Source organism: Sodalis sp. RH19 (genome assembly GCF_047324215.1).
In the GTDB taxonomy this organism is placed as follows: domain Bacteria; phylum Pseudomonadota; class Gammaproteobacteria; order Enterobacterales; family Enterobacteriaceae; genus Acerihabitans.
Genome location: NZ_CP178734.1, coordinates 2,743,377 through 2,769,505, shown reverse-complemented (window position 1 = coordinate 2,769,505; position 26,129 = coordinate 2,743,377). Strand labels below are relative to the sequence as shown.

The following is a 26,129-nucleotide window of genomic DNA, read 5'->3' as shown; positions in this document are numbered from 1 at the left end:
CTCGGTATTAATAGGTCATGCTGCTGCGTTGTCGCGCGCGCTGCTGGCGCTGGCGTTTATCCAGCTCATCAACGGCAGCGCGCCCGGCGATGCGTCCAATTTCATCGGGCGTCAGGTGTTCGTTATCCCTGGCGGTATAAGGCACGGTGATATGCACGGCGGTGGCGGTGGCGTGGGGTACCTGGATAGGTTTGTCGGCCTGCTTTATCTGGTCAAGGATAGGATGAGTACCGTATATCATGGCCCCCGTTGGCGCATAACCATAGGCCGTGGCCGGCTCAGTAGCGAGCTGCTGGTCCGCACCCGTTAGAGTTTCCGAGGCATTATTAATCAGGCCGAGTTTATCCAATATCCAATCGATACCGTCGCGCAGGGTATTGAGCGCGGTCATGGGAAAGGTCAGCGCCATCGCCAGCCCTTCACCGAAAATACGCCCGGCCCGGGTGGCGCTATTGAGTGTATCGCCGGTGGCCTTGACCGGTGCCATCAAGGTGTTAAAACCCGTCCACAGCGCTTTTAACTTTTCGGACAACCATAGGAACACCGGTTTAATCGGGCCAAATATCTCGACCAAGGGGCCGACTATGGCGGCAAATCCCTCTGCCACGCCACCGATAAAGGCCTTAATCGGTTGCCAATATTTGCGGATCAGCAACGCCCCGGCGACGATGGCCGCCACCGCCAGGGTAACCGGCCATGCCAGGGTGGCAAACGTGGCGCCGATGGCGCCACCGGCAATGGCAATGCCGGTACTCAGGATCCCGGCTCCGGCCAGCATCAGGTTAAAACCGGTGATAACCGGCCATGCCGCCAACCCCAGAACCGCCAGCCCGCCCAGCAACAGGGTGATGGCGCCCGCCAGCCGGGTTAACCGGTTGGTCAGCTCGGGATTCTTTTTGGTCCATTCACCGACTTTGCCGATCCAGGCAGTGGCGGATTGAGTCAGGCGGCGCAGCCCCTCATCCTGGCCTGCAAACAGCTGGATGCGGATATCTTCCAGGGCGGAGGTGAGGTTTTTGAGGTCGCCTATCAGATTATCGGTCTGTACCCTGGCCACCCGTTCGGTGATGCCGTGGGAATGGGTTAACTCGTGGCGGCGGTTATCGAGATTACCGTTATCCGCCGCTTCAACCAGGTTTTGTGCCGACTTAAGGGCCTCTTCGCCAAAAATCACCTTCAGGTATTCGGTTTGCTGCGCGGTGCCAAGCCGGTGTTTTTTCATTGAGGCGGCGATGCTTTTCAACACGCCCACCATCGGCAGGAAATTACCTTTTTTATCGCGGGTCTTTACCTGCAATTCGTCCAGGGCGTCGGCGGCTTCGCCAACCGGCGCCTGGAGCCGGGTAAACATCGCGCTGATCCCGGTCCCGGCCATACTGCCCTTGATACCGTTTTCCGCCAGTACGCCGAGCATGGCGGTGGCGTCCTCAATACTAGCTCCGGCGGCGCGCGCCAGGGGCGCGGCATATTTCATCGCCTCGCTGAAGGCCTGCAAGTTGCTGTTGGCGCTGGTAAAGCCTTTCGTCATCACGTCCGCCACCCGGCTGATTTCAGCGACGGGAATATGGAAAGCGGATTGCATATTGGTAATGATGTCCGCCGCCTCGGCGATATCCACTTCCCCGGCCAGGGATAGGTTAACCGTGGTGCCGGTGGTGGCCAATATGGCCTCCGCATCCAGGCCCGAGCGCGCCAGCGTGGTTTGGGTACGAGCCACATCGGTGGGCGAGAATGCGGTGGTCGCGCCGATATCACGGGCCTGCTGGCGCATGGCCTGGAGTTTCGGGTCCTGTTTATCCAAATCCAGGATAGCTCTCGTGCTGGACATCTGGCGGTCGAAGTTCATCCCCGGCGCTAACCAACGTCCCTCGGCATACAGCGCGCCGGTGGCGGTGGCAAGCGCCGCGCTGCTTTTCCCGGCAATGCCGCCCGCCAAGGCTTTACCCGCCTGATAACGTTGGCTGATGTGGCTAAGCCGTTGCTGCTGTTGGCTCAGGCGGACCAGCGCATCCTGCTGCCGATTGAGTGTGCGGGTGACGGTATCGGCATTCTCCTGCAGGCGTTTCTGCTCCGAAGAAAGTCGGCGGGTGCTGATGCCCGCTGCGCTTAACTCAAGGCGTTGTGTTTTAACCGACCGGCGCAGGCCGCGATATTTTTCTTCAAGGGCGATAACGCCGCGCCGGGCCTTATCCATCTCGCGAATGTGTTTGCCGGTCGGGTTATCCAGGGCGCTAAAGGCTTTTTCCAGCCGGGCCGTCTCCTGCCTGGCCTGGCGCAGCGCGGCGCCTGTGGCGGTCAGCTGTGCTTTAACCTTGCGGAACATCTCTATTTTCCCGACCTGCTGATCAAGCGCGCGCAGGGTTTTATCTGTGGCGCGGATATCTCCGGCCAACTGGCGGCTGGCATTTTGCACGGCACGAAAAGGGCGGGAGGCGCGGTCCACCGCTTTCAGTAACACCTGCAGCTGAAGCTTATTATTCATTGGATTGTCCACTGCGTTTCAGGGCCAGGGCGCGCCAGCCGATCAGCTCGGCCAGGCACATCGGATACAGGGCCGACGGCGGCCAGTGGAAAATCACTGCGATATCCGCCATTAGCGAATCCACCGTCAAATCGGGAGGGATGCCGTTTCGTCCGATATCGGCGACAAAAAACCGATCACCTTACCGGCCAGGGCGACCATATCCGGCAAATCCAGCAGGGCGCATTCATGGCGTGTCAGCTGTGGGCAGGTGATGCGCGGCAATACGGTGAGCAGGGCGTCGATGTCGGAATTAGCCAGATCCGCCAGACGCACGCCGCGCAGCGTACCGGCGTTAGGTTTGATCAGGGTAATTTCACTGATTTGCGTGTCGCCGCGTTGCACCGGCGATGCCAGTGTGAAAGTGTTATCCATAAATTTTATTTCCTATTTGAAGTGAGGGTTTAATTGAGTTTATTGTCATACAGCGCTGGCAATTACAGGCCAATGGCCCGCCGGTGTTCAGCCAAACGGTCGACGCCGCTAACGATTTCCATCAGGTTAACTGTGTCGATTTCAATCAATACGCTGCCGCCGACGGTCAGCTTGTAATAGGTGCACCGGGTGGATACCTTGGTCTCGGTATCCTCGCCCTGTTTGTACTCGCCGGAGTCAATTTCTTTATGCCGTCCGCGCAACGCCACCTCGACGGCGGTAATATCCCCCGTGTCGTCGCGCTGGAATGAGCCGACAAAACGCAACGGCACGGCGTTAATGTCCGCCGCGCCCCATTGGGTCAATACCCGCTCATCGATGCCGCCCATCGACCACTCGACGGACAAGGCGTCATCATCGAGACCTAAATCGACCGGCGCGCTGCCGTTCATCCCGCCGCCGCGATAATGCTCGAGCTTGCGGGTCAGCTTGGGCAGGGTCATCGAGGAGACCACGCCCTGGTAGCTGAACCCGTCGTTAAAAAGATTCAGCATTTTTAATTTGCGAGGTAAAGCCATAAAGATCCTTTAAGTGTTCACGTTAGAGGAAAAACTCATGAGATAGCGGTCGGTGATGCGCTGGCGAAAGGTCAAATCTTCAAGCGGCGGGACTGGGGTATAGTCATAATCGATAAAAAGCTTTCCGGCTTTCAGGGTGTTTTTGTCATTGGCGGCATCGTCATACCAGCATGTGCCGTCAATAAGGTATCCGGCGGATTTCAGCGCGCGGAATTTAGCATTAACGCCTTCCATCAAATCGCGGACCAGCGTCGGCGTCATGGGTTTATCCATCGCCCACAGATGCGCCTCGGCCAGGGTATCGGCCAGAACCTGCGCGGTGCGGGTATAGTTTTCAAAAGCAAACAGCGGATCGCTGCTACAGGTGCGTGAACCCCAGAATTTAAATCCCTCCTTGCGGATAAGCGTGGTTATGCAGGCTTCATTCAGCAGATCGGCATCGGTGCCGGGCGTTTGCAGATCCCAATAGACATGTCGGGTAATACCTAACACGCCGTTAACGTCCACATTGGATAACGTCTTATGCCAGCCGGTCTCGTTATCGATTTTGGCGCGCAGCCCCAGGGCGTAAGCGGTAGCAAATGCTGTTTGGCAGGCAATGGTTTGGGCGTTCCAGGACAGGAAGTCCGGCCATAGCAACATCAGCTCGCGCTGGCCGAAATTGGCGCGGTATCTGATAGCCTCGGCCACCGTTTTGCAGTTCCATGCGCTGATATAACCGAAGGCGCGCAGCTGCTGGCAAATGGATGCCAGGGCGGTGGCGACTTCCAGATTATCCAGTCCAGGAACGCCGATAATACGCGGCTTGACGCCGGTTTCGGATTGCGCAGCCAGAAGGGCATGCAGACCGGTATAGCGCCCCTCGGCATCCATGCCGCCGATAATATTGGCGGTGGTCGCCGCTTCATCTTTTCCTTCGGCCACGCGTACCACGACGGAAACCGGCTGGCACTGAGCGGCGATGGCCATCAGTGATGTGGGCAGTGTGCCGGAGGTGCCTGCTTTGCTTATGGCGGCCCGGATGTTTGTGATAAGCACCGGCGTATTGAGGGGGAAAGTTGCGGCATCGGCATCGTCGGCAGTGCAGACAATACCGACGATTGCTGTAGACGCGGTGGAAATAGTGCGGGCGCCGTCGTTGATTTCGAGGACACGGATGCCGTGGTGAAAATGAGTCATCTTTAAGCTCTTAGCGTTGTACTTTTTCGTTATGATGAAGACTATTATCAGATTCGGCTTGGTTTCAATGTTTTATGAAATCCGATACAACAAGTAAAAAATGCTATCGCAATACTACCCTCCAATATCAAGTTTACCGATTTATGGACGATAAAAGGTATACACATTAAATGAGGAGATTGCGTAGTGTTAAATGTTGGGGTCGACCAATTTATTATAAAAGAAGTGGCTGAAATAGAACCTTATTCAGGGTGGAGTAATGACGGAAAAATATATGAATTTTTTAAATATTCATCAACTATCACGATGGTGTTAGGTGCGTTGCTTTTAGCGCTAACAATCTTACTTGCAATTTATCATTATGGTCACGTCAATTTTTTAGGGTTTATTATTTTTGTTTTTACATATATCAATTGGTTGTTTTATATAATATTCTTCTTTGGCTCAATGATGACCTTTGCTCTTATTCTTTCGATGATTAATTATGCGGATCAAACCATTGGTAAGGGTAAGCGGAATTTTGAAATTGAACATAATTATAAACAGATTGTGAAGCAAAGTTCGAAGAGTTATATCCAGCTCGATGTAATGAAATTATTGATAAGTGTTAATCTCAATAAGGTAAATTATGAAGTTATTAATTTTATACAAATGGCTGCTGTCCTCGCGTTTATAATTACCACATGGCCAAAATTTGCCGGTATCCCTGAATTAAAATCATTGTTAGATCCTAATCAGATGTCTTATTATTTATTTTCTTTATTAATTGTTGTGATTGCTTCAAATTTGGGGTTGTTTCGTGTTTTCAAAATGGCTCAAAGGAAAAATTCGTATGCAATGAGTATAATTGAAGCTGCGATAAAATATAAAAAAATACACGGAAAAATTGTATATAGAGTGCGGTCCTCAAAAGACTAATAATCGACTTCAAGAAGCATTCCTAGAAAATTTATAGTGAGATATACTCAATATAGATTTATATCAATAGCCCCGGCCACTCACGGTCGGTGCTTATCGATAAAAATTATGTTGGCATAAAATTTAAAATGTAAGATATATCTTTTCTAAGCGCTGGCAAGATATATCAAAATACTCCTGACTCATTTCTATCCCGATAAAACGATAACCCTGGCGCAACGCCGCCACTCCCGTTGACGCGCTGCCCATAAACGGATCAAGTACAATCCCGCCCGGGATTACCGGTTTGATTAACTGCTCCATCAGTTCTACCGGCTTCCCTGTCATATGCAGTTTTTCCGAGGGGATGACCCGCTTTTGCATCAGTCCCGGCCAGGGGCCGCCGTGTCGGCACTTGATTAAGGTGCCGACGCTGCCCCACACCACATATTCACATTGATGGCGGAAATAGCCGGTATGCGGCGCCCGGCTGGAGGCGGTCTTATCCCATGGCACCACACCGCGCCAGATAAATCCCCCGGCCTGTAAAACATCCGTCAGGGTAGGGAGCTGTCGCCAATCGGAAAATACCATGGCATAACCCCCCAGTTTGACCAGCCTACGGGTTTGGCTTAACCACTGCGTCATCCAGAATGCCCAGGAGCGTGCGTCCCGATTGTCGCCAAAAAAATCATGGTACTTTGAATTTTTGATGTATTTCACCCCCGGTGATTGGGTACGGGTTCCGTGATTCATGCCGCCGCTGCTGTAAGGCGGATCGGTTATCAGGGCATCAACCGGTTCATTCAGCTCTCGCAAAATCTCCAGACTGTCGCCGCAATAGAGTGTTGCCGGGCCAATGGTTTGTTGTTGAAAAGCCATGCTAACCTCATGTTTTTAAATTACTGACAGCATATACATCGGGCGTTTATCTGTCGTAATGAAAGCGACCTGTCAAATTCAGTACGACATCACCGCACCAAAAAATTACAAAATTATTTTCTCAATAAAACCAGCCGGTTTAGCCGGTTCGCTTTTACGCGGGCTAGAACTCGCTTCACAAACTACGCCTTATGCCATAACCTGTAATTATGTACAGCATTCGAGGTGACAGATATGACCTTCCCATCCCCAGTGCAGGATTGTGTAGCAAAACGCGTGAGCTTGGACGATGCGTGTATTCACCACCCGACGACGACCTTTTTTATGCGCGCTTCGGAAGGTTCATCGCGGGCCGGTATTTTTCAGGATTCGCTTTTGGTCGTGGATAAATCGTTACTGCCCGTGGACGGTAGCATCATCGTGGCAGAAATCGGCGGGGAGATCTCCTTGCGGCGGGTGCGTTTGTATCCGGTGCGTTGCCTGGAAAAATTAGATGAACCCAATGAGATTATCCTCTGCGAGGAGGGCGATGATTTGATGGATGAAGCGCCTATTTGCTGGGGAGTGGTAACCTACGTTGTGAATGATATGCGTACCGGGGAATTTGACGATACGCCATGTCTGTTCTGATCAAGAAAATGAATCAGCCTGCCCGTTGTGAGCAGGCTAGCTCCCAGCGGTATTATCCCGACTTAGTCGGGTCTAAAAAAGTGTGCGGGGATGCATCTAAAACCGCTCGCTCCTGGCTAGATCCAGTTGCCGGCACGGTCGGCCAGGTAACAGAAGGTGCATTCTCGATATCAACGCGCCGCAGTAAAACACTATAGGCTTCCCATGATGTAAGCTGCTTTTTTTCTTCCTGGGTGGCGATACCTAATTTCACTGCGCGCTCAAGGGTAGCGATGTGTTCGAAGGCTTTGGCGGTGAGCTGCGCCTTATGATTTTCTGCCCGCTGTACCGCCGCCGCTTTTTGCGCCTTGATATCGGTATTCCATTGCTTGCCGTCCCAAATATCAAAGTCAGTCCCAGGTGGGAGCAGGGTAAGGAATGCGGGCAATTCTCCCGGCTCAGTGATTAAAGTAGCCTGCCGGGTTGCCGTATCATAGGCCGTTTGGCCGCGGTGATCCGGCAGGGTTTGCCAATGGCTGCCGTCCTTGGTTCGAACGATGGCCGCGTTATCCTGCGACAGTTCCGGAGCATCGGTATAACTGTATTCCGGTAAGCCGACGCCCTGGGGCAAATATTCCATGGAGGCATGGATATACTCGCGTGACAGGGGATGCGCATGGTATACCGTCATCCATCCCGCCTCTTTTGCCAGGCCATGTTGATTTAATTCTGCTTTATCAATCTTTATCGAGTATTGGGCCATCAGGCTGCTCTCACAATATAGTTATAGGCGATATTACGCGGGCGATTTTCGTCGGCAGTCGGTACGACTCGCGATGCATCGAAATAGATTTTTTCTCCCGTTGAACGTCCAACAATACTGTTGCCGACACCTGGTGCATCGTTAATAGGGCTTCCGTCATCATAAATCCCTTCATTGGCATTTTTCCCGGTATGAAAAAATGCGCCGGTTGAGGCGCCGTTGTAGGCAACCACCAGGCATTGCGTGCCGGTGATGTTACGTATCGCGTCGGGCTGAAATGATAATGGCGAGCGCTTGTCGTCTATGCCACGCCCATCATCCCAGCCGCGAATAAACTCGCCTCTGAGGTCCGGTAGTTTTCCGGAAGGATAGATTGATGCCAGCACGGGGTATTCTTTCTTATTAAATTTCGCGCCGTTGCATTTTAGCCATCCCGATGGCGCGGTGCGACTGGGCCAGGGCAGCGGAATGCCGACAAGCTCATCAAGACTTATTGCGCCGATATCCTGCGGTGTTAACCGGTCTCTTTCTGCCAGTGCGCCAAGTTGCAAATTGCGACGGGCCCGTGCTTTATCAGGGATATCCGACAGATTAGCAGCGGCATGCAGCATTTTATCCTGGAGCGAGGTGGCCTGTTCGCGCAGTTTTTTTACCAGAAAGCTGCCGGTATGATCAATCTGCGCCCGGACATAATCTTTTGTAGCCAGAATAACCGACGGGTCTATTTTGAGCGTGACTGCCTGGGCATGGCTAACGATCAAAATCATACGCACAACCTGAGTTCGCCCGCTGCCTTCCTGGAGCTGGGGTTTATACGTCTCGGGGCAATTGGCCACTGCAATCAAATCGTCGTCGGCGTCATATAACCCCATTTCCCGTATCCAGAAACCGCCCACATTTTCCGGGATAACCTGCTCGGCGATAATCTGGTTAGTATTTGCCGCATCGATACTCAACGAATTCAGGGGGGCGCGCCGTTTCTGGTTTATCAATTTGGTTTGTGCCGGGTCGGGGATCGGACGGGTGCCGCCGCCGTCGCCGACCGCCAGATGGGTAATCTCTAGTCGTGCTCCCAGCGCGGTGGCATTGGCGAGTTTTGCCGTCCCCTGATGTGTTAGTAACGCATAAAATTTAATGGTCATGACGATACTCGTAACGTGTCGATAATATGCACCGCGCCGCCGGTAAAATGCTGGCCGGCCACGGTAATGGTTTCAGGAAAATAGGGATACACGGTCAGTTCGTCACCGTCATAGCTTGCCGCGCTGGCATAAGCGGTGCCGGTCACATCCAGGTTGATGGACAGGCCGACCAGGTGGCGGCTCAGCGGCTTGGCGTCGTCTATCAGACGCTCCAGCTCGTTATACATTTCATCGGTGATACCGGTCTCCAGCACCCCGACATCCAGGCGAAAGGTGCCGGGCGTCTCGTTATGCGTCCACCACTCGACGATTTTAATCAGGTAGCCGAGCGGCTCCACCACGCGCCGCAGCGCGCCAATGGTGCCTTTGTGCTTATGGACATAAAACGAGGCGCGCACCACGGCGCGTTTGGCTTCCTCGCTCCAGCCTTCGTCCCAGCGGTCAACCGAATAGGCCCAGGCCAGATACGGCAATAGCGGTAGCGGGCAGGTGTCCGGGTTCCATAGCTCGCGCACCGGCACGGACAGCTCGCCCAGCTTGGCGCAGGCCTCGGCGGCGGCCACTTCCAGCGCGCTGGAGCCGACCGGCAACAGGCGGCTACTCATCGGAGCCGCCGACCGTGAGCCGGTAGCCGGTGCAAAACGCGGCCTGGGTTTTATTCAGCACCACATCCAGGGCCGGGGCGGCCAGTTCAACGCGCTGCACGCCTTCCACATGCAGCGCGGCATACAGCGCCGACAGGCGGATATCACGGCCTAACCGGCGCTGTTCAGTGATAAACGCGGTTAACCGCGCCTCGGCCGCCGCGCGCACCGGCTCCCGCCTCCGGGCCGGGGTACAGGTATAGCGTGGCGTTGATGTTATAGGGCACGATGGCGGCGGACTGCACCGTCACCCGGTCGGCCACCGGGCGCACGTTCTCATCGTTGAGCGCCGATTCCACCACCGCCAGCAGGTCGCCCGGTGCCGCGCCGTTGCCCTCGCGTGACAGCACGGTAATGGTGACGCACGCCGGTGACGGACTGAGCGCCGACGCATCCGCCACCCGGCCGTCGGCGCTAAGGGCGTGATATTCATAGGCGCCGGTCGGCCCGGCCACGCTTAACCCCTCAAAAGCTTGCGGCGTGCGCAGGCGCAAATCGATATCCGCCTCATAGACGGCGGCCAGGGCCGGCACCACGGTTTCGTCGGCCGCCTGCACCGTCAGGCGTGAGACGTTAAAATTGGCCGCGATTTGGTCAAGGTCGGCCCCGTTGGCATAAGCCAGCATCACCGCCTGCGCCGCTTCATTGATGCGCTGGCGCAAAATCAGCTCGCGATAGGCGTTCTCTTCCAGCAGCTTAACGATAGGCTCGGACTCCAGGGTCAGGGTGCGGGCCACGGCCGCCTGTTCTTCTTCCGGGTAGAGCGAAACCAGTGTGGCTTTGCGCTCAGTCAGCAGAGCTTCGTAGTCCAGCGTTTCCACCACATCCGGCGCGGGTAACTGGCTAAGGTCAATGGTTGCCATGGGATCAACTCACAGGAATGGTTAGGGAAATATCGGCGGCCTGGCTGACCGTTTTACCGGTCAGCTCGACCACCATTTTGCCGTCGTAGGTGGATTGAAAAGTGATGCCGGACAGGCTGATACGCGGCTCCCACTGGAGAATGGCGCTATAGCACGCCGCCATAATCTGCAACCGCAGCGCGGCATTCTGTGGCTGGTCTAACAGCTCAGACAGCAGCGAACCATAGGCCCGGCGCATCGGGCGCGAACCGATCGGCGTTATCAAAATATCGGCCACGCTTTGCTGGATATGCGCCAGGTCGGCCAGGGCGCGCCCGTTGTCGCGGTTCATGCCGATATAGGATGCATTGGTCATGCCGGGCCATCCGTCAGGCCGCCGCCAGTCTGCACGCCTTTATGCTTATGGGTATGCACCACCACGCCGTTGGAGTAGAGGTTGCCGCCGCTGTGCGTCAGGTTGCCGGTCATCGTGCCGCCTTGCTGAATGTCGATAGTCTGAGTAGTCAGCTTATGAGTGCAGATTACCTCCGGCGTATCCAGGGTAATGCGGGTTGAGGCGGTGCAGGTGATCAGCGGCGAGGTCACCGCCACGCTATCGGCGGCTTTGACCGTGGCGGTTTTGATACCGGTCGCCAGCAGTGCGCCGGTCAGCGGTTCATACTCGATCACAGCCCCATCTGGGAACGCGATATGCACCGCATCGGCGGAGGCCGACGGCGCGGGAAAATCATCGGAAAATACGCCGGGGAGAACAAAGGCGGTATCCAGCTCGCCGCCGAGCGCCAGCAGGATCACTTGCTCGCCAACGGACGGCGCCCACCAGGTGCGGGTGCGTCCGGCGCGGGCGGTCAGCCAGTGCAGCCAGTGGGTGGTGTTGTCGCCGGTGTCAACGCGGCATAAGCCGTTATCCAAATCAACAAAGGCGACGGTGCCGTTGCGGATAAGGTTGCAAGTTAGGTGCGAAAGTTCAGGATTTTTATTATATATATTCATAAAATGAAGCTTCATACATATGCAATGAAGCTTCAATTAAATTTAGTTTAGTGATCTATTACACAAAATTTTTTAATTATTTTCAATTGATAATAATTCAAGGCATTTACTTACCGATTTGAAAAAATCGCTCCGGTTGCCGTTAAAGAAGTACTTTTCAGAGATTTCACTTTTATCTATTTGTTGCAAAAATTCTTCTTTGGACATTAATTCGACTTCTAAGGTTTTCATAAGAATTAATAAATGCTTGGACGATTGATTAGGTATATTTAATTTCAAAAGTACATCTTTGTAGAGAATGTTTCTTTGTGAAATATTCTTCAATAATACTGGATTGGTAACTTTCAGGAAGGCAGCACAAACAAGCGCATCTTCATATTCTCTAAAATAACTCACATTGGAATTGATGGGCTTATTTTTAAATAAGTATGAAATTAACGAAAAACATCTTTCGGCCTCTCTTAAAGTACAGTTGTTAAGTGATAATAATATAGATAATGTTTTTATTGATTCCCTAGTTAACTGATTGAAAGAATTTTTTTTCCCAAGGTATTCAATGTAACTCAATGTTGTGACATCCTCATTTTCATAATTAAATTTCCTTGGCAATTCAAACCAAAAGTGTATGAATTTATTCAAATATAATCGTGAATCAATATTGCCGTAACGAAATTTTATGCTTTCTTCAAACTGTTCACGGTTCATCACTAGTAGAAAAACCACACCTTTTACCGAAAATAAATGCTTTATTTTTTCGATTAAATCTAGAGAAAAATCTGGTCTAGCACGATCTAGTTCGTCAATTATAAATATTATTTTTTTATTTTTTTGTTCAGAAATTTTAAGTAAAGATTCTCTAAATTTTACAATTGTGTTTTTTTCTTGCTCTGAACTTTTAAGCTTGCTGTCAATGTATATATCTAAACTTGTATTGAGGGAATCTTTAAACATGTTAACTGTTTGGTCTAAAATAGGCCCGTTGACAATGCCAGCTGTTACAAAATTCAATCCAGATTTAACGCTTTGCTTTAAGAATGTTTTTGCAAGCCCTTTAGATGCTTCTAAAAAATCATTTTTAATTTCATCCCAGTCAACATTTTGTTTATCCAATAAACCGTAAATTTGTGAAGCTAAGGCTAAAAAAGGATCATTTTGATAATCATTTTCATAAGCGTCAAAATATATTGTCTCAAAATTCGAGTCTTTATCTATTTCATTTTCATGTTGAAACATTTTTATAAAGCTAGTTTTACCACTACCCCATTTATCTGCCAAAGAAAGGACAAGGCTTTCGTCACTTGATGATTTTATTAAGCCGGTTATTATATTATATAATTGCCGACGATTAAATAAATCATTTTCTTCTGTAAATCCGGCATCAAATGTTAGTTCTTCTGTTGTAACCTTCATTAATGTATCCAAATCATGGGATTAAATTAATAATGTATAACAAAAACATAATCTTGTAAATGTAAAAAAAGAAGTTTTCCCTGCTTTATCTAATTGTAAATGATGAAAATTCTTCAAATACGTTGACAGCAATGATGAGATCTCTATCCTTAAATCCTAATAAAATTCGTTCATCATAAATATATAGATGTCCTTTTAGTGATAACCTATCCTTTAACCCATAATGATGAACCTGAGCCATCCGCTGCACCTGGTTGGTAAACTCCACAACCGCGCCATTACTATCGCCTTTCGCCTTCATATAACGATTAGTCCGCAGCTTGCTAAACATCTCCTGTTTAACCCGCCCTTTCTTTTTACGCAGTGGCTGCGGCTTACGCGGCGCATAAGGCGTGCCATCCGGCGCTTGCTGGCGTTTGATGCGCTGTTGCTGGCTGGCGCGCAGCTTTTTGGCAATAGTCACCGCCATGGTCTTACGAGCCTTTGGGCTAAGCGCCGCGATCAGTCCTTCCAGGCGTTGGTCAAACTGCTCTAAATCATTCATGCCAGCGACTGACCAATTCGTTATGAACATAGAGCGCTATCGGACGGGTAATGTCTTCCGGCATCGGTGGTTCAGGCACATGGTCAACATGCAGCGCGCTATTTTCCTCTTTCACAATCACCCGTTCGGTCAGTTGCAAATCAATGCTGATATCGCTCAGCGTGTCGCTCAGCACATCTACCTTGAATATAAACCCGGTCTGCCGTTTATGCTCCGTCGCCATGATGTCGGGTTGATGTTGCCGCAGCCAGGCCAGGACCGGTACCATGATTAAATCGGCGTCGCCGGCGTAATCGGTGATCACCACGTTCAACTGATACTGGTATTCAAACGACAGCGACGGGGCCAGGGTAGAGACAATGCGGCCGTTATCAATAAACAGGTGCAGGTTATCGGGGTTGTTTTGCAGTAGCGGCACGCTATTGGTTAATGCCTGGCGCAGCTGTTTAGGTTTCAGCATCCTGTTGTTCCTGGTAAAGTCTGATGGCTTCCACCTGTAATCCGCAGCCGAGTAGCGCGGCTTCCAGGCGACGAATGTCGGCGCTTAAATCACCGTGCGTTTGCGGCTGGCTCCCCGGTATGGGGCAACTCGTTACCTTCGGACATCCAGCGGAGATAATCGTTGGCGCTGGCAAAGGCGGGGCGGGAGTGCAACCGGCTGACAGCATCAGGCAAAGCACTGTTGGCCCAATCGCGTAAAGATTGATTTTCACTGAGTAATTCCTGGATACGTTGCTCACGGCGTTGCTGTTTTTGACCGGCCTGGATTAATGATTGGCGCAGCGCCAATTCGGCGCGTTTTAACGTTTCCCTTTCCACCTGCAGGTGGGTAATCACCCGATCGCGGCTTTCCATGTCCGCCGCCAGGGTGCCGATCATGGTTTGTTGTTGGCGCAGCGCATCATTGAGCCGCCCGCCGGACAGATATTGCGCCACAATAATCCCGGCTGCCGCCAACAGCAGCCCCAACATCAAGCGCATGATTAACCGGCCCCGCTCAGGCATAAAGCCATTTCAGCCTGCCGACGGCGCGCCAGTCCCAGGGAGGGTGTCCCCTTTACATATATCCAGCGCGGTAGCTGATGGCAGGCATCCCGCCATTGCGCCTGGTGAATAAAAAACGCCAGGGTTGAACGGCAGGCGGCGCGGATCCCGACGTTAAAGGCAAAAGCCACCACCGCGTCATACACCGCCTGTGGCATCTGACCGACCGGCATGCAGAGGGCAATACCCTGCTCGATACGCCGTACATCATTTACAAGATTTACCGCCGCCTGACGTTCGTTGATGATGCAACCCGGTATAACGCCCTCAGTGTGTCCGATACCGTCGGTCCATACCCCGGCGGCACAGCGGTAGGGAGAAAGATAACACCCTTCAAACTGAGCGATTAAGCGCAGCCCGGCGGGGGAGGTCTTCAGTGGCTGGATGGGTAGCAGCAGTGCGGCCAGCGCCAGGACGGTTGCCGCCGTGCAGCGTTTAACGATGGTGTTCTTCATATGCACCCCGGCACAGACCATGGCGGGCCAGCAACACATAGCTTTTGCGCCGGTAGTACCAGTTCACCAAAAATGTGCCAACGCCGATAGCTGCCCCCACTAACAGGGCTTTATACTCCGGCGTCAGTCCACCGAACCAGGCCAACAGCGCGGCAAAAAAGTAGGATAGTGCCGTAGTCACTCTTTCCATGTTTAATCCCATAATTGATAAGTTTCACGGACCGCCGCAGGCGCGAGGTCCGGCAGTTCCACCGCTATACCCATGGGCAAAATGCTCCCCAGGCCGGCCAGTCCGGGATTGGCGGCAAAAACTTGCTCGACCACTGCTTGCGTGCGCCCATAGTGTCGCCAGCACAGGGCGTCGACCGTATCGCCTTGCCGCGCTCTGACTTTCATCACAACAGCCCGATGATGCAGTGGGGTTTCCCGGCCACATGGCTGATATTAAAGCGCGCATCGCGCCATAACTCATCGATGCGGCTCTCCACTTCGGTTGCTTTTTTGCCGCCGCTGGCGCTGGCGTCATAACCGCGATAGCCCTCGGCCAGGGCGGCGGCGGTCAGGGCTGTGATGGCGCGCAGGTAGCAGGCCACTTTGACGCTTTCACCGTCGATACGGTCGGCGGGCACCTCGGACAGGGTGGTAAAACCGGCGGCAATCTGTTCCCGGCGATAGTCCCATAGCTCGCCGTTCACCTCGGCTATGGCGTTTTTTATTGCATGGCGCAGGCGCAGCGGCGTAACGGTGCCTTCATAACGCAGGATGGCGCGCAGCATTAAGGGATCCACCGCGGGCCAGAAAAACGTATTGTCGATAAGCGGCTCGGCCTCGCTGTCCGGGCGCGGCGCGGGTATCACCAGTGACGACATCATTACCTCCAAATAGGGGGCGGTGGACGACCGGCTTTGTACAGTCCCAAAGGGCAAGTCATTGCTCCTTTGGGCGAGTCGTTCGCCGCCGGTCGTGCCGCCCGGCGCGGGGCGCGTTCGTCAGGGCGACCGGTTGGCGGCGTCAACACGTAGTTGCCGCTCCAGTCGCTCAATATCTTTAATCACGCCGCAACGGCTGTGCAGTTGCAGCGCGCGTTTTAAATGCGCCAGTGCTGGATCGGCCAGTCCCATGGCATGTAGCGCATAACCGGTGATTTTATGCAGCTTGGCGCGCACCTGGTCCGGCATATCCTCCGTCGCGGTCAGCGCCAGGGTGTCCAGCAAAAGGTCCGCATTCACCGGCTCCTTTGCCATATAAGCGCGGCTGGCGGCTTCGGCCACGTCTTCCGCCAGCAGGTAAGGTGTGGGGCGGGTAAAACTGTCCGGCGTGGCAAGCTTGTGGTGCAACGCATAGCGGGCGATATCCAGCGCTCCGGCAATATCCCCCGCATCCAGCCGCCAGATCATTACGGTCATCAGGATGGCATCCTGCGCGCCGCGCCCCTCGGCCAGGACACCGGCCACCCAGGGCGCATAATCAGGCAACAGCTGGCGTTTCAGTTCGGCTTTGCGCTCCTGGGAGCGCACCTGCTTGAGCCTGCGTTTGTCCTCATTGAGTTTTAGCAGCATCAGATCGTAACCGCTGGCATGGCGCAGCGGGTTGCCGTCCCGCTGTGCGGCGTCAATCGCGGACTGGCGCAACATATGGCGTCGGGCTGGGCTTAACATGGTTTACTCCCGGGCCTGAAGCGAGGCCGTGCGCGCGGCCATCACCGCTTCCACCGCCGCCGAGGCCAGGGCTTGATAATCCACGGGTTGCGGTACGGCGGATTGGGTGTCCTCGTCTTTTTTTGCCGACGGCTCCAGCATGACAATATTTTCTATCAGCCCGCCGCAGCCGTAATCCTCAATCACAAAGTCCTCGTTAATGGATTCGTAGTTTTCTATGCGGTCGCGCTTGGCGACCTCGTCAATCAGGCGGCGATGGGTGCCTTCCTGCCAATAGATGGACAGGTTATCCAGGCGGGTGATCATCAGCGCATTGGGCGGAAAGTAGGGTACCCGCACGGCGGGCAGGTTGCCGATGCGCTTCTGGCTGATAATCAAATCGGCGGCCAGGGTTTCGGTATTGGGTTGCGTCTGATTGACCAGGGGAAAGTATTTGTCGGCCAACAGTTGGCGGCCGCAAATCACCACCAGTTCCGGATCTTCCTGATGCCAGGGCGCAATCAGATGGGTCGTCGCGTCCATCACCAGGGCATCGATATTGGCATAATGCCCGCCTTCGCCGACCGGGATATGGTCACAAATCACCGTGCCGTCTTCGGCGGTGATATTTTTCATCACGCGCGCGGAGGCGTTATCGCGGTATTTTTGCAACCATCCGACGGCGATATCCTGCAACAGCGGATTGGCGAGTCGGTCTGATGTGCTGGCGCGCTTCACACCATTAAACCCCACCATGATACGGTCCAACGCCTGACGTTTGATAATGCCGTCGCGCAGCCGGACCTGAAAATCCTGGTAACGCGCCCACAGGTCGAGGGTGTTATAGCGGATATGAAAGTCGTAGTTAACCTGTTGGCAAAAATAGCCTTCGCTGTCCAGGACGGAAAAATCCGCCGTTTCACGTTCGCCACCGCTGGCCGTGTCGGTAGTGCTGGCAATGGAGCCGGAAATGCCGATACCGATTTTTTCGCCTTTCATCTCGGCCACCGGCAAGATATTAATCCGGCTCAAAAATGCCGAGGATTCCTGGGTGCGGCTCATAAGCGTTTGGGTGACCGACGGCTCGACGCTGAATTTTTTATTCAGATCGGCGCTGCCGATGCCGTTCAGCGCGGCAAGGCGCGTCAGGAACGCATTAAATTCAAAACGGGTCTGGGTACGCATTAAACTCCCTATAGGTCATATCGGATTAGCAGTCGGTCATGATCCTGGCCGGTGCGCCGCTGCCGCCGGTTGCCAGGGGCCGCCGTTGTTGATAGCAATTATCGGTTTCCTCCAATTGCGCACAAAGGGCATCAAACGCGTGACGATCTGCGGCCACGGTTTGCTCAAGGCGGTTCAGCCTGTCGGATAGTGCCGCGTCCAGGGCATCTCTTTGCCGGTCCTGATCATCAGTCGTTTGCTGGATATGTCCGGCGATAGCGCCGACCGCGTCGTGGATATCGGCCAGGTGCGCATCGTCTGGGGCTTGTTTGCCGGTCAGCAGGGATTTAACCCGGTTAAACAGTGAAGCGCCGGGATCGGCAATCTCTTCGAACTCCAACGCCACCTCAACCGCCGCAGAAAACAGATTACCCGGCACGGATTTGCGCGCGGCCAGGGGGTTATGTTGCGCGCTGGCGCTAAAGGCCAGCATTTCAGTCCCAAGGCTGGCCGGGTCGTCGGTAATAGCCAGCCCCACCAGATAGGCCTTGCCGCTATTGGCAAAATTGGGCTGCACCTCCATCGAGGTGTAAATCTTCTGGCGGGTTTTATTAAGCTGCACCAGGTCATCGGTGGGGGATATTTTGGCAAACAGCGCCCATTTGCCATTCAGCACGGAATCATCGGCTATCTGCTCCGCTTTCAGCGCCATCACATCGCCGTACCGGCGAAAGGCGCCATCGGGCAGTATGCCTTTCAGGTGTTCCAGATTGACGCGACAGCCGTAGACACGGGTATCAAAACTGGCGGCCATATGCTGGATATCATCGGCGTTGATGCGACGACCGTCGCAAGTATCGCCCTCGACGCCGATACGGAAAAACTTGGAGACTTTTTTGCTCATGGGAAACCGCTCTTACGGGGAATCAGGTCGGGAAAGAGTTTCCTCAGTATCGTAAAAAGTGGCAATATATCAGGGATGTAGCGCGGACGGCACAACAAGCAAGGCAGGCGCGAATGCCATCCCATCGCGTAGCCTTATGCGATGAATCCCATACCCAATACCCTAATCACCGATCCGCGCCGGCAGGCGGCGTTGCTTTACTGGCAAGGCTTTTCTGTGCGTCAGATTGCCGAAACCCTGGGCCGGAAAATGCCGACGGTGCAAAGCTGGAAACAGCGAGACAAATGGGCCGACGTCGCGCCGATTTCACGCATCGAAAGCAGTCTGGAAGCCCGGCTTATCCAGCTGATTATGAAAACCCCAAAGGAGGGCGGTGATTACAAAGAAATTGACCTGCTAGGTCGTCAAATAGAGCGTTTGGCGCGGGTAAACCGCTACAGCCAGACCGGCAACGAGGCCGATCTGAATCCCAACGTGCGCAACCGCAACAAAGGCGAGCGCAGGCCAGCGGCGAAAAATGTGTTCAGCGATGAGGCGGTGGAAAAGCTGGAAAACGAATTCCACAAAACCGCGTTTGGCTATCAAAAAGAGTGGTACCGGGCCGGGCTGCAACACCGCATCCGTAATATCCTCAAATCGCGCCAGATAGGGGCAACATTTTATTTTGCCCGCGAAGCGCTGCTCGATGCGCTGGTCACCGGGCGCAATCAAATCTTTCTCTCGGCCAGTAAAGCCCAGGCCCACGTGTTTAAAAACTACATTATCGATTTTGCCCGTTTGGTGGAGGTGGACCTGAAGGGCGATCCGATAGTGTTTGGCAACGGCGCGCGGCTGTTTTTTCTCGGCACTAATGTGCGCACCGCGCAAAGCTATACCGGCAATCTGTACCTGGATGAATATTTCTGGATCCCCAAATTCCAGGAGCTTCGCAAAGTCGCCTCCGGCATGTCGCTGCATAAAAAATGGCGCACCACCTATTTTTCCACCCCGTCCAGTCTGGCGCACAGCGCCTATCCGTTCTGGTCGGGCGAACTTTTTAACAAGGGACGCGCCAGCAAGGCCGACCATATCCATCTGGATCTGAGCCATAACTATCTGGCCCGGGGCGCGCTGTGCGCCGACGGCCAGTGGCGACAGATTGTCACGGTGGAGGATGCGCTTACCGGCGGCTGCAACCTGTTCGACCTGGAACAACTGCGCCGTGAGTACAGCCCGGCGGAATACGAAAACCTGTTGATGTGCGGGTTTGTCGACGATCAGGCGTCGGTGTTCCCCTTTGCCGAGCTGCAAGGCTGCATGGTGGACAGCCTGGAGGAATGGCAGGATTTCAACCCTTATGCCATGCGGCCTTTTGCCTATTGTCCGGTCTGGATTGGTTACGACCCATCACACACCGGCGACAGCGCGGGATGCGCAGTACTTGCGCCGCCTCTGGTGCCCGGCGGCAAGTTCCGCGTCCTGGAGCGGCATCAATGGAAAGGCATGGATTTTGCCGCCCAGGCCAAATCCATTAAGATGCTGACCGAGCGCTACCACGTGGAATACATCGGTATCGATGCCACGGCCATAGGGCAGGGGGTATTCCAGCTTGTGCAACAGTTCTTCCCGGCGGCGCGGGAGATCCGCTACACGCCGGAAATCAAAACCGCCATGGTGCTGAAAGCCAAGGACACGATCACCAGTGGGCGCCTGGAGTACGACGCCGGGCATATCGACATTACCCAATCCTTTATGGCCATCCGCAAGACCATGACCGCCAGCGGCCACCGCGCCACCTATGAAGCCAGTCGCAGCGAGGAGGCCAGTCATGCGGATGTGGCCTGGGCCATAATGCACGCGCTGCTAAATGAACCGCTCACCGCCGCCAACGGCGGCCACAGCCCCAATATCCTGGAATTTTTCTGATGAAAAAACGCAAAGCGCGCAACCCCGCCATTCATCCTGACACGCACAAAATAATCGCCGAACAAGCGGCCATCTCTCCGGCGCAAATATTTTCTTTTGGTGAACCTGTGCCCGTGCTGGACCGTCGGGAAATGCTGGATTACATCGAATGCACCGGCAATGGCAAATGGTACGAGCCGCCGATAAGCTTTGACGGCCTGGCAAGAAGCCTGCGCGCGGCGGTGCATCACAGCTCGCCGATATACGTAAAACGCAATATCCTGGCTTCAACATTCATTCCGCATCCGCTGCTTAGCCAGCAGGTTTTCAGCCGTTTTGCACTGGATTACTTGGTGTTCGGCAATGCGTTCCTGGAACTGCGAAAAAATCAGCTCGGCCAGCCGCTGCGCCTGGAATGTTCTCCGGCCAAATACACACGCCGTGGCGTCGAGACCGATACCTACTGGTTTGTGCAGCCAGGCAAGGAACCGCATCGGTTTGAACCTGGAAGCATTTTTCACTTACTGGAGCCGGATATTAATCAAGAGCTGTATGGCTTACCTGAATACTTAAGCGCGCTGAATTCCGCATGGCTCAACGAATCCGCCACCCTATTTCGCCGCAAGTACTACCAGAACGGCGCGCACGCCGGGTATATCCTGTATATGACCGATGCGGCGCAAAACAGCAGTGATATCGAGCAGATGCGCAAGGCGATGAGGGACACCAAGGGGCTGGGGAATTTTCGCAATCTGTTTATGTATGCGCCGAATGGCAAAAAGGACGGCATACAGATTTTGCCGCTCAGCGAGGTGGCAACGCGGGACGATTTTTTTAACATTAAACGCTCCAGCCGGGATGATCTGTTGAGCGCTCACCGGGTGCCGCCGCAGATGATGGGGATTATACCGGATAATGTTGGGGGATTTGGCGATGTTGCTAAGGCTGCAGAGGTGTTTGTGAGGAATGAATTGTCATCCCTTCAATCACATATGAAAATAATCAATAATTGGATGGGGGAACTAATAATACATTTTGCAGACTATTCACTTGAAAATAAGTGCTGATTTACCAAGCCGTTTAACGGCTTGGGCTGCGAATTTATGTGGGTTATCGCTAGTTATTAGGCTGTTTGAGTGAATAACTTTCCGGAATAACCTGGTAGGACGGCGGTATCGGTAAAGTGGGTTTTTGATTGCCATCAATAAGATACAAAACATCGCCGGTGGTAGGGCCAGGTTTAATCACTGAACTGCTTCTCTTATCATTAGACATAAAATACCTCATCTCGGTTACGATATCCTGCCCGAACTGTTTGATTGCATTGGCTAAGTTCTGATCTTTCACTAAAGTATCCTTTCTTGGGGAGGAAACGTCAAGATCCGTCACAGCGAAAATAGCTGAAGTTATAATAAATAAAAACCCTGAAAACCAAATCCAACTCATTGATTTTCTGACCGAAATCATCCTTATCTTATTCAGCTCATTATTTTTATCACTGCATACACCCAATATATTAAAAACGTTCGTTTTTAAATTAGAATTGATATCAGGTATTTGTATTTTTTCCTTATTATTAAAATTGAAATAATTTGCATTATCGCGAAATTTGATTAATTCATTTCTGTATTTTGCCATCTCATGGTGGGGGGTAAAATAGAGATAATCATACTTACCTGAAATGCTTTTGTATGTAAAATAAATAGAAATAGCTATAAATAGTAAGCAAAGTAAAAGCATAAAGAAAAAAATAATCAAAGATAACAATGAATTATCATAATCAATCATTCGAAGCATATAAAATAAGACTGCAAACATACTTACATAAATAGTAAAATTTAATTGCACTCGACCAATGATTTTCTCCCTGTCCGCGAGACTCTTGAAGTAAATTTTTTCATAAATATCGTACAAGCCGTGCATTGTAATTCCTTAATCAATGCTAAACCAAACCCATTAATAACGACAGAACTGCAGATAATGCGGAATGGATTGAGTGATAAGTTAGGTTATAAATATCAAACCAGATCATAGTAATAATGACCAATATATTATATGAAGTAATTAAACAGATTTATCTCTCCTTTCGCGCAATGCTACCCCCGCCACGCCTGACCTGCTGACAGCTTTATTATCATGCACTGGCATAGATCCACTTACCCGGCTACACGAAGGGCTTAACTATAGAAACTCAATGTTGTTAATGCCATGCGATTGAATGCATAAAAATGCAATGTAATGTTGAACCAAAAAATAATTGATGTATAAATGCATTTATTTAAAAAAGTTTATTCTTTAATTTCTGAATGCCATCAATAAATCCTTATGCAATAATGACAGGCCAATAAAAACCAGCTATTATAGTTTTTGTTAAAACTAAAATGAAAATGATGGATGAGGTTTTTTATTGCCAAAAAGAAATGCAATAGTATATATTAAGCCCGCACCTAGCAATAGGTGTAGGGAGTCTCACCCCCTTAAGCCATAGCTGCAACCTAATATAGTTTCTGTATTGGGTTGCAGTCTTAGTTCATCAATTGAATTCCTTCAATGGTGGCTCAGACGGGGCAGCACTTCGGTGCTGACCGGTTAGCTATGGCCGGTGGTGAGACCCCTGTTTGGGCTACCGCCATTGTAGTGGCGGCTCTGAAGATACCGAGGCTGCTATCATGTTTTTATCATTATATGACTATACCCAATCCCCTAGAATTAGTTCTAACTCCTGTGTTAATATAGATGGAGTGAATATATGATTAATATCGCTAAACCCCGCAAAGTATGCCGAGAAGATATCGAATGCCAATGTATGGCTTTGGCCCATGCGGCGCATATCATCGAAGATGTTGATATCCGCGAATTGCTTCTGTTCACTTTAACAGAGAAACATTATCAATTAGCTATTGGAGACTACATTATGGACACTGCTGAAGTGCCTATTTAATTTGTATCAAAATAGCTGCTCATGGTCTTTTCACAGCATTTGTTTTTTTGACTATAAGAGTCAGCAATTTCAGATATTAACGTTAATGCTAATTTCAGCTCTGATTGTTGGCACTTAGCGATTAGAGCTAAATCTGCTATGAACTGCACCCTATTTAATACCTGCTCTAAATGTTCTACCGCATGCATCAATTACCTCCTTGTTAATGGACCTGGAATTATAAACAGCTATTTTTAAAAATAAAGCCGATTATCAAAATTATTTCCACAATTTTACTTGTTTAGTTAATTAGTGATTTTTTCATAAATAAAAACAATAAATTATATAACAAAATCAAAGCAAATAAGTTAGTACCATCTGTGTTTATTTTTTATTTCTATACATTGTCCATCTGCAATTTTCAGCAGGGATGAATCTCTAAATATAATATTACTTCCCCGCATTAAAATATCGACCTCATAATTAGAACCATTTAGACCTCTCCTTTTTAATAGTATAGATAACTTTACCCTAAACCTTTCCGTACAGTTATTGACAGAACTCCAAGAGGCCGCAGGGCGGCCAGAAACTCCATCCTCCCGTTGGTCGGCTAAAGATACTCGGGATACGATTTTCCATTTGGTTATCCTGGTGCAGACGATGGAGCTTTGACCGACCTTCGGTGACATCACGCCATTGATGCGTTTTACCTCTTCACCGTATATGTTTGGCGGTGCTTGAAGAGCATAATCAAGACGAACGGCCAGATCCTTCCGCGCTACCAGTGGGCCACCTTGTTCTGCGGTATATGCTGCCCAATCACCTATATCGGCCGCCGCCAGGACGGCATCCATCTTTTGGTCAGGAAGTTCCCTTTCACGCAATCGGCGCAATTCACGCCAAACAGTAACCGGCGCGCCACCTATCTGCTGAAATTGGCGAATGCGCCACCTGCTGGCCCAGGCAGTCACGCCTTTCGCCATGGTTTTGAGATCTTCACCGCTTTCTTCATCCGTTTCCCCATCAAGAGCGTAGCCATCGATATTTTTGGAGATATATTTGGCGATATAGCCGGTGGCACTGCCTTTCTCCTGATCTATTTCTGTTACCGTTAAACGATGCTGGGACGCTCCCGGTTCAGAACCATCTATTTTAAGAGCGTAATTACGAATGATTTGGCGTACTTGGTTTCGATGTTCGGGTAGCATAAACAAAAGAAGATGCCAGTGAGGCATGCCGTCATGATGAGGTTCGGCCACTCGAAAACCAAAAATCTGGATGCTTTCGCGTTTAAGTTTTGCGCGGATACAAGACCAGACATTGCAAAGATATTTTTGGCATTCTTGCGGATCAGTTCCTATCCAAGAGCTTACAAACCCGCCGCTACTATGGGCTGAATGAAACTTTGAGGGGGCAGTAAGCGTGTAAAAATCCCCGACGCAGCCCAGTTCATTCGCGAGGTCTTCAAAGCCGCGCATCCGCACCATTAATTCGCAGCGTCGAATGGCAGGATTTGCATTGGATTTATCCACGATATCAACCAAGGGAATGCGCTCTCCTGTGTCCTGATCCTCCAGGCTCATTCTTTTCAATAACTCACGATTTCTCCGTTTTTGTTCCTTCCATTCAGCCAAGCAAGATTGGCTAACATAAGGACTAGCGGACTTTTGAACTTGCCCAACAGCGATAGCCAAGTGCTCGCGCTGCATATCCCGACGACGCTGAAGTTTGTTTTTCCACCATTCCTGACTAGTCATACGAGCAATAGCAGATACAGCTTTGTTCTCACTAAGTGAATTTTTAATAAAGCTATGCCAATATGGGGCCTGTATTCGAAGATTTCTGATCAAACCAGCTAGGTAGCGATAAGAGATCAGTGTTAGCGAAATAAATGATGATGTGCTTATGGCATTGAATTGTTCGGTAAATTTAATGAAACATTGATGTATATAGCCAGCTATACGGGAACTGAGTTTTTTGATATCACTTCGGCCTAAATTAGGAAAACGAGACGACAAAAAATCTTTATGAAAATACTGTTTCAATTCGCTTTCGTCTTTAATTGCATAACGTGCGTTAACCATTTTCAAGCGAGGTAGAACGCTCTTCCCCACTGATACCCTCAAAAATGAATTGGCACTATAACGTCCTTTGCTTATAAATTTTTTGATGTAATTATCTGCGAAATAACGAGCCAGATAATCTGGCATAGGAGATAAGTATTGACATCTCCATGCATGGTCGTCTGCATTTATAGCCCAAAGACGTTGTTCATGGATGCCTAACCCTTTCGGCATCTTACGTATAACTGGCGGAGAAAGATATTCACCGCCAACCGGTTCTGAGAAACATATAAATTCACCAGTGATGGAATCTGTTACTTTACGGGGACTATGGTTCTCTAAAATACTCATGAAAAATTATCACCTGATAAAAATGTTATTTAATTCTTTTTGTTTCTGACATTTAATACATAAAAAAACTCCTGGTACTGCCCGTCGTCGCTCTTTCGGAATGACTAAAAAACAAGCCGAGCAAATATACGCCGAAGGAGGCGTATATTTAAGCCTGTATTTATCTATTTGACGTGATAGCAAAAAATCAATGCATTTTTGTGAAATGTCGACGATATCTGGCATGGTGTTAACTCTTCGGTAGATTTAAAATATAAACCATTTCATCTAATAGCAGCTCCTCTATATAACTGCACTCCATTCCAGA

At 51.2% G+C, this 26,129-nt stretch carries 30 protein-coding genes and 2 pseudogenes; 5 read left to right on the top strand and 27 right to left on the bottom strand.

Features of this window, described 5'->3' with window-relative positions:
* Positions 1-7: 7 nt before the first annotated feature.
* From ACL2XF_RS12565 to ACL2XF_RS12545, 5 genes are all read right to left on the bottom strand, one after another.
* Positions 8-2,482, bottom strand: coding sequence for a phage tail tape measure protein (locus ACL2XF_RS12565; protein ID WP_413728716.1), 2,475 nt, complete (start codon positions 2,480-2,482; stop codon positions 8-10).
* The gene (locus ACL2XF_RS12560) at positions 2,475-2,594 is read right to left on the bottom strand and encodes a GpE family phage tail protein (protein WP_413728715.1); all 120 of its coding nucleotides are present in this window, start codon (positions 2,592-2,594) and stop codon (positions 2,475-2,477) included. The genes ACL2XF_RS12565 and ACL2XF_RS12560 overlap by 8 nt, the downstream gene beginning before the upstream one ends.
* 14 nt (positions 2,595-2,608) lie before the next feature.
* On the bottom strand, positions 2,609-2,896 hold the full coding sequence (locus ACL2XF_RS12555; protein ID WP_413728714.1) for a phage tail assembly protein: 288 nt from the start codon (positions 2,894-2,896) through the stop codon (positions 2,609-2,611).
* A 62-nt stretch (positions 2,897-2,958) separates the two neighbouring features.
* Positions 2,959-3,474 carry a phage major tail tube protein gene (locus tag ACL2XF_RS12550; protein ID WP_413728713.1) on the bottom strand — a complete coding sequence of 172 codons (516 nt, stop codon included), beginning with the start codon at positions 3,472-3,474 and terminating at the stop codon, positions 2,959-2,961.
* A 9-nt stretch (positions 3,475-3,483) separates the two neighbouring features.
* Complete coding sequence (locus ACL2XF_RS12545) at positions 3,484-4,653, bottom strand: phage tail sheath protein (protein ID WP_413728712.1); 1,170 nt, start codon at positions 4,651-4,653, stop codon at positions 3,484-3,486.
* A 186-nt stretch (positions 4,654-4,839) separates the two neighbouring features.
* Here ACL2XF_RS12545 and ACL2XF_RS12540 point away from each other — a divergent pair, with 186 nt between their 5' ends.
* Entirely contained in the window at positions 4,840-5,571 is a 732-nt protein-coding gene (locus ACL2XF_RS12540; protein WP_413728711.1) for a hypothetical protein, read from the top strand.
* 123 nt (positions 5,572-5,694) lie between these two features.
* On the opposite strand, the gene ACL2XF_RS12535 is transcribed toward ACL2XF_RS12540, so the two are convergent.
* Positions 5,695-6,432 (bottom strand): DNA-methyltransferase, encoded by a 738-nt coding sequence (locus ACL2XF_RS12535; RefSeq protein ID WP_413728710.1) that lies wholly within the window; start codon positions 6,430-6,432, stop codon positions 5,695-5,697.
* Positions 6,433-6,666: 234 nt separating this feature from the next.
* Between ACL2XF_RS12535 and ACL2XF_RS12530 the strand changes: the two genes are divergently transcribed.
* Entirely contained in the window at positions 6,667-7,062 is a 396-nt protein-coding gene (locus ACL2XF_RS12530; RefSeq protein WP_413728709.1) for a S24 family peptidase, read from the top strand.
* Between the two features lie 52 nt (positions 7,063-7,114).
* Here ACL2XF_RS12530 and ACL2XF_RS12525 read toward each other — a convergent pair whose 3' ends face one another.
* From ACL2XF_RS12525 to ACL2XF_RS12440, 18 genes and pseudogenes are all read right to left on the bottom strand, one after another.
* Positions 7,115-7,804: a tail fiber assembly protein gene (locus ACL2XF_RS12525; protein ID WP_413728708.1), complete on the bottom strand. Its 690-nt coding sequence runs from the start codon at positions 7,802-7,804 to the stop codon at positions 7,115-7,117.
* The gene (locus ACL2XF_RS12520) at positions 7,804-8,946 is read right to left on the bottom strand and encodes a phage tail protein (protein ID WP_413728707.1); all 1,143 of its coding nucleotides are present in this window, start codon (positions 8,944-8,946) and stop codon (positions 7,804-7,806) included. The genes ACL2XF_RS12525 and ACL2XF_RS12520 overlap by 1 nt, the downstream gene beginning before the upstream one ends.
* Positions 8,943-9,551, bottom strand: a complete 609-nt coding sequence (locus ACL2XF_RS12515; RefSeq protein ID WP_413728706.1) for a phage tail protein I — start codon at positions 9,549-9,551, stop codon at positions 8,943-8,945. Before ACL2XF_RS12515 ends, ACL2XF_RS12520 begins: the two co-directional genes overlap by 4 nt.
* Positions 9,544-10,453 (bottom strand): annotated as a pseudogene (locus tag ACL2XF_RS12510) (baseplate assembly protein). The gene ACL2XF_RS12515 and the pseudogene ACL2XF_RS12510 overlap by 8 nt, the downstream one beginning before the upstream one ends.
* Positions 10,454-10,457: 4 nt before the next feature.
* On the bottom strand, positions 10,458-10,808 hold the full coding sequence (locus tag ACL2XF_RS12505) for a GPW/gp25 family protein (protein WP_413728705.1): 351 nt from the start codon (positions 10,806-10,808) through the stop codon (positions 10,458-10,460).
* Positions 10,805-11,446: a phage baseplate assembly protein V gene (locus tag ACL2XF_RS12500; protein ID WP_413728704.1), complete on the bottom strand. Its 642-nt coding sequence runs from the start codon at positions 11,444-11,446 to the stop codon at positions 10,805-10,807. Before ACL2XF_RS12500 ends, ACL2XF_RS12505 begins: the two co-directional genes overlap by 4 nt.
* Positions 11,447-11,518: 72 nt before the next feature.
* Positions 11,519-12,856, bottom strand: coding sequence for a P-loop NTPase fold protein (locus ACL2XF_RS12495; RefSeq protein WP_413728703.1), 1,338 nt, complete (start codon positions 12,854-12,856; stop codon positions 11,519-11,521).
* A gap of 85 nt (positions 12,857-12,941) precedes the next feature.
* A complete protein-coding gene (locus ACL2XF_RS12490; protein WP_413728702.1) occupies positions 12,942-13,400 on the bottom strand; it encodes a phage virion morphogenesis protein in 459 nt (152 codons plus the stop codon).
* Positions 13,393-13,860, bottom strand: coding sequence for a phage tail protein (locus ACL2XF_RS12485; protein ID WP_413728701.1), 468 nt, complete (start codon positions 13,858-13,860; stop codon positions 13,393-13,395). The genes ACL2XF_RS12490 and ACL2XF_RS12485 overlap by 8 nt, the downstream gene beginning before the upstream one ends.
* Positions 13,847-14,113: an Rz1-like lysis system protein LysC gene (lysC, locus tag ACL2XF_RS12480; RefSeq protein ID WP_413728700.1), complete on the bottom strand. Its 267-nt coding sequence runs from the start codon at positions 14,111-14,113 to the stop codon at positions 13,847-13,849. The genes ACL2XF_RS12485 and lysC overlap by 14 nt, the downstream gene beginning before the upstream one ends.
* Positions 14,034-14,372, bottom strand: a pseudogene (locus ACL2XF_RS12475) (LysB family phage lysis regulatory protein); the annotation flags it as partial. The pseudogene ACL2XF_RS12475 and the gene lysC, both read right to left, overlap by 80 nt.
* A gap of 11 nt (positions 14,373-14,383) precedes the next feature.
* A complete protein-coding gene (locus ACL2XF_RS12470; protein WP_413728699.1) occupies positions 14,384-14,899 on the bottom strand; it encodes a lysozyme in 516 nt (171 codons plus the stop codon).
* Positions 14,880-15,089 (bottom strand): HP1 family phage holin, encoded by a 210-nt coding sequence (locus ACL2XF_RS12465; protein ID WP_413728698.1) that lies wholly within the window; start codon positions 15,087-15,089, stop codon positions 14,880-14,882. The genes ACL2XF_RS12470 and ACL2XF_RS12465 overlap by 20 nt, the downstream gene beginning before the upstream one ends.
* Before the next feature lie 2 nt (positions 15,090-15,091).
* The gene (locus tag ACL2XF_RS12460; protein ID WP_413728697.1) at positions 15,092-15,295 is read right to left on the bottom strand and encodes a tail protein X; all 204 of its coding nucleotides are present in this window, start codon (positions 15,293-15,295) and stop codon (positions 15,092-15,094) included.
* A complete protein-coding gene (locus tag ACL2XF_RS12455) occupies positions 15,295-15,768 on the bottom strand; it encodes a head completion/stabilization protein (RefSeq protein WP_413728810.1) in 474 nt (157 codons plus the stop codon). Before ACL2XF_RS12455 ends, ACL2XF_RS12460 begins: the two co-directional genes overlap by 1 nt.
* A gap of 120 nt (positions 15,769-15,888) precedes the next feature.
* Positions 15,889-16,557, bottom strand: coding sequence for a phage terminase small subunit (gene gpM, locus ACL2XF_RS12450; protein ID WP_413728696.1), 669 nt, complete (start codon positions 16,555-16,557; stop codon positions 15,889-15,891).
* A gap of 3 nt (positions 16,558-16,560) precedes the next feature.
* Positions 16,561-17,721 (bottom strand): phage major capsid protein, P2 family, encoded by a 1,161-nt coding sequence (locus tag ACL2XF_RS12445; protein ID WP_413728695.1) that lies wholly within the window; start codon positions 17,719-17,721, stop codon positions 16,561-16,563.
* A gap of 25 nt (positions 17,722-17,746) precedes the next feature.
* A complete protein-coding gene (locus tag ACL2XF_RS12440; RefSeq protein ID WP_413728694.1) occupies positions 17,747-18,604 on the bottom strand; it encodes a GPO family capsid scaffolding protein in 858 nt (285 codons plus the stop codon).
* 141 nt (positions 18,605-18,745) lie between these two features.
* On the opposite strand from ACL2XF_RS12440, the gene ACL2XF_RS12435 reads away from it, so the two are divergent.
* Together ACL2XF_RS12435 and ACL2XF_RS12430 are read left to right on the top strand one after the other, a co-directional pair.
* Positions 18,746-20,509: a terminase ATPase subunit family protein gene (locus tag ACL2XF_RS12435; protein ID WP_413728693.1), complete on the top strand. Its 1,764-nt coding sequence runs from the start codon at positions 18,746-18,748 to the stop codon at positions 20,507-20,509.
* Entirely contained in the window at positions 20,509-21,555 is a 1,047-nt protein-coding gene (locus tag ACL2XF_RS12430; RefSeq protein WP_413728692.1) for a phage portal protein, read from the top strand. The genes ACL2XF_RS12435 and ACL2XF_RS12430 overlap by 1 nt, the downstream gene beginning before the upstream one ends.
* Positions 21,556-21,604: 49 nt before the next feature.
* Here ACL2XF_RS12430 and ACL2XF_RS12425 read toward each other — a convergent pair whose 3' ends face one another.
* On the bottom strand, positions 21,605-22,411 hold the full coding sequence (locus tag ACL2XF_RS12425; protein WP_413728691.1) for a hypothetical protein: 807 nt from the start codon (positions 22,409-22,411) through the stop codon (positions 21,605-21,607).
* A gap of 826 nt (positions 22,412-23,237) precedes the next feature.
* Between ACL2XF_RS12425 and ACL2XF_RS12420 the strand changes: the two genes are divergently transcribed.
* Positions 23,238-23,429 carry a hypothetical protein gene (locus tag ACL2XF_RS12420; protein WP_413728690.1) on the top strand — a complete coding sequence of 64 codons (192 nt, stop codon included), beginning with the start codon at positions 23,238-23,240 and terminating at the stop codon, positions 23,427-23,429.
* On the opposite strand, the gene ACL2XF_RS12415 is transcribed toward ACL2XF_RS12420, so the two are convergent.
* Together ACL2XF_RS12415 and ACL2XF_RS12410 are read right to left on the bottom strand one after the other, a co-directional pair.
* Positions 23,426-23,617: a hypothetical protein gene (locus tag ACL2XF_RS12415; protein WP_413728689.1), complete on the bottom strand. Its 192-nt coding sequence runs from the start codon at positions 23,615-23,617 to the stop codon at positions 23,426-23,428. The two genes, ACL2XF_RS12420 and ACL2XF_RS12415, sit on opposite strands and share 4 nt — an antisense overlap.
* A gap of 159 nt (positions 23,618-23,776) precedes the next feature.
* A complete protein-coding gene (locus tag ACL2XF_RS12410) occupies positions 23,777-25,822 on the bottom strand; it encodes a replication endonuclease (protein WP_413728688.1) in 2,046 nt (681 codons plus the stop codon).
* Positions 25,823-26,129: the final 307 nt, after the last annotated feature.

Excerpts from the sequence above, each read along its gene's own strand:
- ACL2XF_RS12560 (WP_413728715.1), bottom strand. The coding sequence starts at position 2,594 with ATGGCGGATATCGCAGTGATTTTCCACTGGCCGCCGTCGGCCCTGTAT.
- ACL2XF_RS12500 (WP_413728704.1), bottom strand. The coding sequence starts at position 11,446 with ATGAATATATATAATAAAAATCCTGAACTTTCGCACCTAACTTGCAAC.
- ACL2XF_RS12440 (WP_413728694.1), bottom strand. The coding sequence starts at position 18,604 with ATGAGCAAAAAAGTCTCCAAGTTTTTCCGTATCGGCGTCGAGGGCGAT.
- ACL2XF_RS12430 (WP_413728692.1), top strand. The coding sequence starts at position 20,509 with ATGAAAAAACGCAAAGCGCGCAACCCCGCCATTCATCCTGACACGCAC.
- ACL2XF_RS12485 (WP_413728701.1), bottom strand. The coding sequence starts at position 13,860 with ATGCTGAAACCTAAACAGCTGCGCCAGGCATTAACCAATAGCGTGCCG.
- ACL2XF_RS12420 (WP_413728690.1), top strand. The coding sequence starts at position 23,238 with ATGATTAATATCGCTAAACCCCGCAAAGTATGCCGAGAAGATATCGAA.
- ACL2XF_RS12515 (WP_413728706.1), bottom strand. The coding sequence starts at position 9,551 with ATGAGTAGCCGCCTGTTGCCGGTCGGCTCCAGCGCGCTGGAAGTGGCC.
- ACL2XF_RS12445 (WP_413728695.1), bottom strand. The coding sequence starts at position 17,721 with ATGCGTACCCAGACCCGTTTTGAATTTAATGCGTTCCTGACGCGCCTT.
- ACL2XF_RS12555 (WP_413728714.1), bottom strand. The coding sequence starts at position 2,896 with ATGGATAACACTTTCACACTGGCATCGCCGGTGCAACGCGGCGACACG.
- ACL2XF_RS12505 (WP_413728705.1), bottom strand. The coding sequence starts at position 10,808 with ATGACCAATGCATCCTATATCGGCATGAACCGCGACAACGGGCGCGCC.
- ACL2XF_RS12415 (WP_413728689.1), bottom strand. The coding sequence starts at position 23,617 with ATGCATGCGGTAGAACATTTAGAGCAGGTATTAAATAGGGTGCAGTTC.
- ACL2XF_RS12550 (WP_413728713.1), bottom strand. The coding sequence starts at position 3,474 with ATGGCTTTACCTCGCAAATTAAAAATGCTGAATCTTTTTAACGACGGG.
- ACL2XF_RS12520 (WP_413728707.1), bottom strand. The coding sequence starts at position 8,946 with ATGACCATTAAATTTTATGCGTTACTAACACATCAGGGGACGGCAAAA.
- ACL2XF_RS12565 (WP_413728716.1), bottom strand. The coding sequence starts at position 2,482 with ATGAATAATAAGCTTCAGCTGCAGGTGTTACTGAAAGCGGTGGACCGC.
- ACL2XF_RS12455 (WP_413728810.1), bottom strand. The coding sequence starts at position 15,768 with ATGTCGTCACTGGTGATACCCGCGCCGCGCCCGGACAGCGAGGCCGAG.
- ACL2XF_RS12465 (WP_413728698.1), bottom strand. The coding sequence starts at position 15,089 with ATGGAAAGAGTGACTACGGCACTATCCTACTTTTTTGCCGCGCTGTTG.
- ACL2XF_RS12495 (WP_413728703.1), bottom strand. The coding sequence starts at position 12,856 with ATGAAGGTTACAACAGAAGAACTAACATTTGATGCCGGATTTACAGAA.
- ACL2XF_RS12460 (WP_413728697.1), bottom strand. The coding sequence starts at position 15,295 with ATGAAAGTCAGAGCGCGGCAAGGCGATACGGTCGACGCCCTGTGCTGG.
- gpM (WP_413728696.1), bottom strand. The coding sequence starts at position 16,557 with ATGTTAAGCCCAGCCCGACGCCATATGTTGCGCCAGTCCGCGATTGAC.
- ACL2XF_RS12525 (WP_413728708.1), bottom strand. The coding sequence starts at position 7,804 with ATGGCCCAATACTCGATAAAGATTGATAAAGCAGAATTAAATCAACAT.
- ACL2XF_RS12410 (WP_413728688.1), bottom strand. The coding sequence starts at position 25,822 with ATGAGTATTTTAGAGAACCATAGTCCCCGTAAAGTAACAGATTCCATC.
- ACL2XF_RS12490 (WP_413728702.1), bottom strand. The coding sequence starts at position 13,400 with ATGAATGATTTAGAGCAGTTTGACCAACGCCTGGAAGGACTGATCGCG.
- ACL2XF_RS12545 (WP_413728712.1), bottom strand. The coding sequence starts at position 4,653 with ATGACTCATTTTCACCACGGCATCCGTGTCCTCGAAATCAACGACGGC.
- ACL2XF_RS12425 (WP_413728691.1), bottom strand. The coding sequence starts at position 22,411 with ATGCACGGCTTGTACGATATTTATGAAAAAATTTACTTCAAGAGTCTC.
- ACL2XF_RS12535 (WP_413728710.1), bottom strand. The coding sequence starts at position 6,432 with ATGGCTTTTCAACAACAAACCATTGGCCCGGCAACACTCTATTGCGGC.
- ACL2XF_RS12530 (WP_413728709.1), top strand. The coding sequence starts at position 6,667 with ATGACCTTCCCATCCCCAGTGCAGGATTGTGTAGCAAAACGCGTGAGC.
- ACL2XF_RS12470 (WP_413728699.1), bottom strand. The coding sequence starts at position 14,899 with ATGAAGAACACCATCGTTAAACGCTGCACGGCGGCAACCGTCCTGGCG.
- ACL2XF_RS12435 (WP_413728693.1), top strand. The coding sequence starts at position 18,746 with ATGAATCCCATACCCAATACCCTAATCACCGATCCGCGCCGGCAGGCG.